At 59.0% G+C, this 7,669-nt stretch carries 3 protein-coding genes and 2 pseudogenes; 2 read left to right on the top strand and 3 right to left on the bottom strand.

Annotated elements, in window-relative coordinates; genetic code table 11:
- Window positions 1-672 precede the first annotated feature (672 nt).
- Entirely contained in the window at window positions 673-3,192 is a 2,520-nt protein-coding gene (locus ACZBJS_RS41495) for a CehA/McbA family metallohydrolase (RefSeq protein ID WP_463440233.1), read from the top strand.
- Between the two features lie 380 nt (window positions 3,193-3,572).
- Here ACZBJS_RS41495 and ACZBJS_RS41490 read toward each other — a convergent pair.
- Both ACZBJS_RS41490 and ACZBJS_RS41485 read right to left on the bottom strand, forming a co-directional pair.
- Window positions 3,573-3,981, bottom strand: a pseudogene (locus tag ACZBJS_RS41490) (IS66 family transposase); the annotation flags it as partial.
- Window positions 3,982-4,219: 238 nt separating this feature from the next.
- A complete protein-coding gene (locus tag ACZBJS_RS41485; protein WP_463440232.1) occupies window positions 4,220-4,420 on the bottom strand; it encodes an ATP-binding protein in 201 nt (66 codons plus the stop codon).
- A 505-nt stretch (window positions 4,421-4,925) separates the two neighbouring features.
- Between ACZBJS_RS41485 and ACZBJS_RS41480 the strand changes: the two genes are divergently transcribed.
- A complete protein-coding gene (locus ACZBJS_RS41480) occupies window positions 4,926-7,028 on the top strand; it encodes a recombinase family protein (protein ID WP_463440231.1) in 2,103 nt (700 codons plus the stop codon).
- 6 nt (window positions 7,029-7,034) lie between these two features.
- On the opposite strand, the pseudogene ACZBJS_RS41475 reads toward ACZBJS_RS41480, so the two are convergent.
- A pseudogene (locus tag ACZBJS_RS41475) lies at window positions 7,035-7,352 on the bottom strand (ATP-binding protein); the annotation flags it as partial.
- Window positions 7,353-7,669: the final 317 nt, after the last annotated feature.

The raw sequence follows: 7,669 nt of genomic DNA, 5'->3' as shown, positions 1-7,669 counted from the left end.
GACATCATGAATTTGACCCATGCGAACGACGCCACGGGTGGCCGGCTTCAGATCGGAATACCCGGCCGGCTTCGAATTGGAATGCATGGCCGGCTTCGTCGGAATCCGCAGCGAGTTTGCCTGTCCCGTGCCGGAGCGAGGTTGTTGGCTAGATGCCACCGCGTTTGGGCGCGACCCGCGAAAGGGTGCTCGGTTGCCGGCCGAAGCTTGGATAGTATCGCATCTTGAAATATCAGCGCGCGCTGCGCGACCAAGATTCCTATGTTTTTGCAGCATTTCTGCGCTTTTTGGTCGATTTCGCGTTCATTAAGCCTTCCAGCTGCCCCACACTTTGGTACCCACCTTTGTATCTTTGACAACAAAGGACACGGGGTGATCGCCATAACGGGAACTTGCCTCGATAACAACGCCGTCAAATGCACGCGTCCTAACAATCAAAGGCCTATGAAGGAAAATGTTAGGGCACTCGCGTCGCTCCTTCCTTGCTAGTGCGGCCTCACTTGCGGCGCCCGTTCACTGCTTACGGCGTGGCACCTCATGCGAGCGTTCGGACACGCCCCCGGGTTGGAGGTTGGCGCAAAGCGCCACAGCGTGCGATGCGGCTCTATGTTGCCCTGAGGAGCTAAAAAATGCTGGTGATATTCATCTGCTGTTATGGAGATCTAAAAGCTCATGCGTCCTTTCCGTGATGGTCCATCCTCGTCCCACTTCACACCGGTTCGCTTGTTTGGCAATTGCAAGTTCAAGCAGCTCGGGCAACTTGGACTTTCGGATCACCTGACTACCGCACTTGGGCATGCTCACCAAGGCGATTGCGTTGCGTGGGGTATTCCTTTCAATGTAGACGATCCAGTCTTGATCCGGGATGAGCCCGTCGGCTTTGACATCGCTCCAACGGCGGCAAGGTGGTTTGTTTTCTTGCATACATCCGACGTTCGATCTGATGAGAATGGCGCCGGTTCGTTGCAGAATACCGTCGCGCTCGGTGTACTTGAAGCAGTTTACGTCTTCTGCTTCGACGACGGTACCGAACAGCGCGTCGAGATTCGCCGTAGACATCAGATCGGTCCGGTCTACCCATTTTATGGCGAAGGCTGCACTGAAGCAGTCCCGGCAAAGAAGCCGAGTCCGTCATTGCCCGAGAGCGATAAAGGAAGTAACCGTGACAGCTGGGGGTGGCAGCAAACCCGAAGCTTTGCCGGCGACCGTGGCCCGTGGAACAACTATCTCTGGGCTTTCGAAAATCCACAGCCGCAAAAAGCCGTCGTGCGACTCAGATTTGAGCCAAGAGATGGCGTCATCCTCGTCTCGGGATTATCGACTGCCGATGTGGCTTCGAATCCACTAATTTGGAACAGAAGACAAAAAGCGATCCTGACACTTCCCTTTAGCCATTCGGAGGAGCTTACCGAATCGGTACGGCTCGACTTAGGCCAGGTAATTTCCGTGCAACCGCATCTGATTTATCCGGACGCGGACTGGCCCAGCACGCGCCAGAATCTGCAGCCCATCAAAGCGCCCAATCAGGTGCTTGTAGAGTATTCGTCACATCCAAATGCAACTTTCCATGTTCGCAACGGCACGCGCATCGGCTTACCTGAAAATGCTGATGAGACCTCTACCTCCGGGTGGGCCATCCGGAGCGTCGCCCCTGCGATCAAGCGGGTTAAACTCCGCGTAGTCGAAAGCGTATCCAGGAGCGTTGTCCCCGCGAAGTTGCACGTCCATGGACGCAGCGGCGAATACTTGGCGCCCTTGGACCGGCACCGCGTTCCTAACCCTCGATGGTTTGAGGACTTGGGCTCGGCGAGCTTGTGTCACGGGAGCCACACCTGCGCCTACATACCGGGCGAGACGATCATCGACCTCCCGCTTGGCGAGGTTTACGTCGAGGTCACAAAGGGATTCGAGGTCAAGCCAGTGCGGACGATCGTAAGCATCACCCAGTCGACCGAAGAGGTCGTCATAGAGTTGGAAAAGGTGCTGCATTGGCGCGAGAAGGGCTGGGTCACCGCTGACACGCATGTCCACTTCTTATCTCCGGCGACAGCGATGCTCGAAGGGGCTGCTGAGGGAGTCAACGTGATCAATCTGCTGGCCAGCCAATGGGGAGAGTTGATGACGAACGTAGGCGACTTCGATGGCAAGAGCACATTCGGCTCCAAGGCGGCTGGTGGCGACGGAGAATATCTCGTTCGAGTTGGTAGCGAGAATCGCCAGCACATCTTGGGGCACATCTCACTACTCGGTTACGAAGGGAGCATAATCACGCCGCTTTGCAGTGGCGGTCCGCATGAATCTGCCATTGGTGATCCCGTTGACGTGCTTCTTACTGAATGGGCGAAACAATGTCGTGCAAAAGGTGGGATCGTTGTCTTGCCCCATTTCCCAATTCCACGTCTCGAGAATGCTGCAACGATCATTTCCGGACAAGCGGATGCGATTGAGATGTGTTCTAGCGAGTTTTACAATGGCATTAATCCGTATTCGCTGCTCGATTGGTATCGTTTTCTCAACAACGGTTACCTTATCGCCGCAGTTGGCGGTACCGACAAAATGAGCGCCGGAGGTGCTGTCGGAACGGTGAGGACGTATGCCCAAATCGCTCCGGACTATACCTTTGAGTATGAGTCGTGGACGGCAGCGATCAGGTCTGCCAGGACCTTCGTCACATTCGGTCCACTGTTGGAGTTCGAAGTCGATGGCCACGCAATAGGAACGACGCTTCGCATGTCGGCATCGGGCGGGACCGTAGATGTAACTTGGCGGGTCGCAAGTGTGATCGTGCCCATGACACAGATCGAATTGATCGTCAATGGAACGATCAGAGAAACCCATAGACTGAATCGCAACGAGGATGAAGGCGGCTGGTCGATCAAGATCGACAAAAGCTCGTGGATCGCGTTGCTTGTGCGCGCGAAGTACGATGACAAGCCCGAAATGATCGCAGCGCATACGTCCCCCGTGATGATCCACGTAGAAGGCTCGAAATTTTTCGCGGCAGCTGACGCAATGACGATCCTAGAACAAATCGAAGGCGCAATGGCCTATATCGATTCGATAGGAACTCGGGCTGATTCGCTACGCAGAAAGCAAATGCGTCTGGTATTGGAATCCGCATACCGCCGTCTCCACAACCAGTTTCACGAATCCGGCCTTGACCATCATCATGGCCCGGGGACTCATCACTGAGCGGCCGGACACCGATCTTAACCTGACCCGGTCGCCATCAGGACGATATATCTGTGCAATCAACCCCAAAACGCTCGAGTCAGTTTGTTGGGCGATCATGGTGGCAATCCCACATCCCTTTGCCAAATCGTCGCTCCTCCTCACCCAGCACGGCGCCCTAGATTCTGGTAGTGCGCAGGAAGGCGTGAGGCTATCCATGCCGATACTGCTGACGTCGAGACGACGGTCGAACCGGCCACCTGCGATGACGCGCATCCTGGCCGGCTCGCGTACAGCTCTCCAATTGCACGCCAGAAGCTCGCGCAGCCCGTCGATGATCGTTCTGACCCGGCGTGAGAGTGATCAGGCCGCCTGAGCGATAGCGGAGGCCGCGCACTTCCATCCCAGGGCAGTAGCTCGTGAAGCCGGCCTTCCGGAATGCCGGCGACGCAAGCGAGCACGTCAGCGAGCCAAGCCAGCGGATCGACGTCGTCGAGCTTGGCCATCACGATCAGCATGGCCACGGCCGCGGCCCGGTCGGCCCCGCGTTTGGAACGGGCAAAGAGCCACGATTTCGTCCCAGCGCAAAGCCGCGCAGCGCACGCTCGGCCGCGTTGTTGGTGAGGCAGATCCTGCCGTCATCGATGAATCGCGCAAACCGTTCGCAACGTTTGAGCATGTAGTCGATCGGTTCGGCGACGGACGCAGAGCGCTACGGGCACGCTCATCGCGCAGCCAGGCTTCCAGGACCGTCAAATGAGGAGCGCTTTGTTCATGTCGCACCCGCATCCGCTCTTCGGCGCCTAGCCCGCATTTCTCACAGTGTTGAGGCGCATCGGGGGCGGGAATCAGCGAAAGTTCTTTTTGCGAGAAGGACTTTGCGATGATTCAAGGAATGCCCCGATGCCGACAGAGTGTGGCGCAGAACGGTTTGATTTTGGAGTGGTGGAAGGCCGGGCTCTGGAAGCGGCCTTTGATGCCGGCCTTCTGACTGCGTATTTCGCAAAAACGGGACAGTGGTTTCGCTAACTGACGGACAGCAGTTTCGCTAAATCGCGGACAGCGTGGCGGCGCTGGCTTTTGGTTGCCTGGTTGTTGAAGTCAGTTGGTATTCGTTTCGCTGTTTTCGACGTCGGTCAAGGGGCGCGCGGCTTTTTTTTCGCATGCTGTCGCCTTCGAGAGCGATGCGGTGGGAGTTGTGGATGATCCGGTCGAGGATAGCGTCTGCGATGGTTGGCTCGCCGAACACGTCAGAGTACCCCTATTCTTGAGCGGGTCGTGTCTCACGTCACGATCACTGACCCGCATCATTTTCTTTTTGGGCACCGGCTTGAGGTGCTGAAGGAGCGGTCGGGGCGCGGTCCCGCCTACGTCGTTGTCGCGCTGGACGGCCGGCCGCGGGCGGTTCGGATCGCGTCGACGGATCTTGCCGAGACGCCGATCACTTCCCACCCGAACGCCGCCGATCTGCCGCGCATCAGTGCACGTACGCTGATCCCATTGATGCAACATTTGAGCGCGAGTCTGAGCCTTCTCGACGAGAAGGTGATTCGCGATGACCCACCGACCGCTTCCAGGTCGCGTTGCGTATCGGCCCCTACCGACGTTGGCAAATCCACCTGGCCGTCCGACCGACATTCCGCGCCTGTGGCCGAATCTGTCGACCGCGACGCAAACCCAGATCGCTCAAATCCTCGCCACGCTGCTGCGGCGAATGCAAGCGGTTCCCGGCACGCCCGGAAGGGGACTGGGTCGTGCTGATCAGCTTGAACGTCGCTGACGAGCGGCTCACGACTGCGCACCGAGCCAAGTTGGCCTATGTCTACGTGCGGCAGTCATCCGTGAACCAGGTGCGCCAGCACCAAGAGAGCACGGAGCTGCAGTACCGGCTCGTCGATCGCGCCATCGGACTAGGCTGGCCGCCGGAGCGCGTGCAGGTCATTGACGAGGACCTGGGCAAATCCGGTGCTGGCGGTGTGGATCGTCATGGTTTCCAGAAGCTCATTGCCGAGATCGGCCTTGGCAACGCCGGTCTCGTGGTGAGCCTCGACGCTTCGCGCTTGGCCCGCAACAATCGGGACTGGCATCAGCTTCTCGAACTGTGCTCGGTATTCGGCGTGCTCATTGCGGATGGCGAGCGGCTTTACGACCCGCGCGCCTATCACGACCGCCTGCTGCTGGGCTTGTCCGGCATCATGAGCGAAGCGGAGCTGCATCAGCTTCGGATGCGCCTTCATCAAGGCGAGCGCCAGAAGGCGGCGCGAGGCGAACTGCGGCTGCCCCTGCCGGCCGGGCTCGCCTATGATCGAGCGGGCACAATTATTCTTAATCCCGATGAGGAGGTGCAGGCCCGACTTCGGCTCGTGTTCGCCAAATTCCAGGAACTGCAAAGCGCTCGCCGTGTGATGCGTTACTTGGACAGGAACGGATTGTCCTTGCCGGTTCGACCGCTGCTTGGACCATCGCCACACGAGATCGTCTGGCGTGCGCCAGATAGTGCACGCGTCCTTAGCATCCTTCAAAATCCGGCCTATGCTGGGGCGTACGTTTATGGCCGCCGGCAAAAGGATCCGAGCCGATGCCTGCCGGGATCGCTGACGGGAACGGTCAAGGTGGCGATTGAGGATTGGGCGGTTTGCCTCCACGCCGCTCACCCAGGCTATATCAGCTGGGAGGAGTTCATGGCCAACCAGGGGCGACTGGCGGATAACGTCTTCCGCTATGAGGCAGGACATTCTGGCGTACCGCGCAAGGGGGCAGCCCTGTTACAAGGAATTGCGATCTGCGGCCGTTGCGGACGGCGCATGAGCATGCGCTACACGGGCCCGAATGCCGACTATCCGGTCTATTGCTGCCGCTCGGATCGGGACCAGCAAGGCAGTGCACTGTGTCAGGAAGTCCGGGCCTTGGCGGTTGACGCGCTGGTCGAGCGGGTGGTCCTCGATGCCCTGGTGCCGGATCAGATTGAGATCGCACTCGCGGCGGCGGGCCAACTGGAGCAGGAGAGCCGTCAGCTCGAGCGCCAGTGGGCGCTTCGCGTGGAGCGCGCCCGCTACGAGGCCGAGCGCGCTCGGCGTCAGTATGACGCCGTAGAACCCGAGAACCGTCTTGTGGCGCGCTCACTTGAGCGGGCTTGGGAAGAGAGGCTGCGTGTCGTTGAGGCGGTCGAGCAGCAGCATGCGCGTTGGCGCGTACAAGAGCCGCTTCTGATTGGCCCGGCGGAACGCGCTGGGCTACAAGCGCTCGGCGAGAACCTGCCGCGGATTTGGAATACGGCCACCACGTCGGCAGCCGATCGCAAGCGCATTCTGCGATTTGTCATCCGCGAAGTCGTTCTTGATCAGAAGCGGACCCGAGGTCAGGTCTGGCTCAAGATCGTCTGGCAGACTGGCGCAACCAGCGAGCATCACGTGCAACGGCGCGTTCACACCTACCGCAATTACATCGACATTGATCGGTTGCGGCAACGGATCGTCGAGTTGAATGCTGAACACAAAATGGATGGCGAGATCGCGGCAATCCTCAATCAAGAAGGCTTCATCGCGGCCCGAGGCTGCGCCTTCAAAGGCGAGAACGTGTGGGTGTTGCGCACCCGCTGGGGCATTCCCACCGTCAAGATCAACGGCGTGGACAAGAATCCGATGCGCTGGCCCGACGGGAGCTTCTCGATTCAGGGCGCTGCGGCTGAGCTTGGAGTAACCCCACAGACGGTGTTCGATTATCTCGCGCGCGGATTGCTGGCAGGTCATCAGTTGGCCAAGGGCCAGCCATGGCAGATCGAGCTCTCCGACGAACAGATCAGTCAGCTTCGCAATCGGGTACGACGCACCAAGCGTTCGAAGAAGGAGGCATCATGAAGCCATCGGCTCGCCGATCATGTCGTGCCATTGGGCAACGGGCAGCTGGGCGGTAATCAAGGTCGATTTGCGCCTATAGCGCTCTTCGAAGATTTCGAGGAGATCAAGGCGCTGCTGATCATTGAGGGTGTGGGTGCCCCAGTCGTCGAGGATGAGCAACTGGACCCGTGCGAGCTTGTCGATGAGGCGCGGGAAGCGACCATCGAGACGGGCCATGGCGAGGTCTTCGAACAGGCGCGGCATACGCAAATAAAGGACGGAATGATCGAGCCTGGCCGCCTGGCGTCCGAAGGCGGACGCCAGCCAGGTTTTACCAGTCCCGGACGAGCACGCGACATAGTACCCAAGAACATCCGTTCGAAGTTTTCATTCAATATCGACATCATCCGCGCGCTGGTGAGCGCGTCATTGCTTTGAGGCGCGTCATTCACGGGGCTCGCCATCACTTCGTGATCGAACAGCCCGACGGCTCTCGCGCCTTGCTGCCGGCATGGATGACTGAGAATTCCGCCGCGGCACTGCCGACGGTTGAAGTCCCTCGGCTTCCCCTGGATTCGTTGCGCGCACTTCGCGGCCTCGTTGATGCACAGCGCGTATCGTCGTCACCATCATCTGGAACGAGTCGGACGGTTGGAGGTGAT

Source organism: Bradyrhizobium sp. KZN70725, from assembly GCF_055264925.1.
Note: the sequence above shows the minus strand (reverse complement) of the source record. Positions and strands in the feature narration are given on the sequence as shown.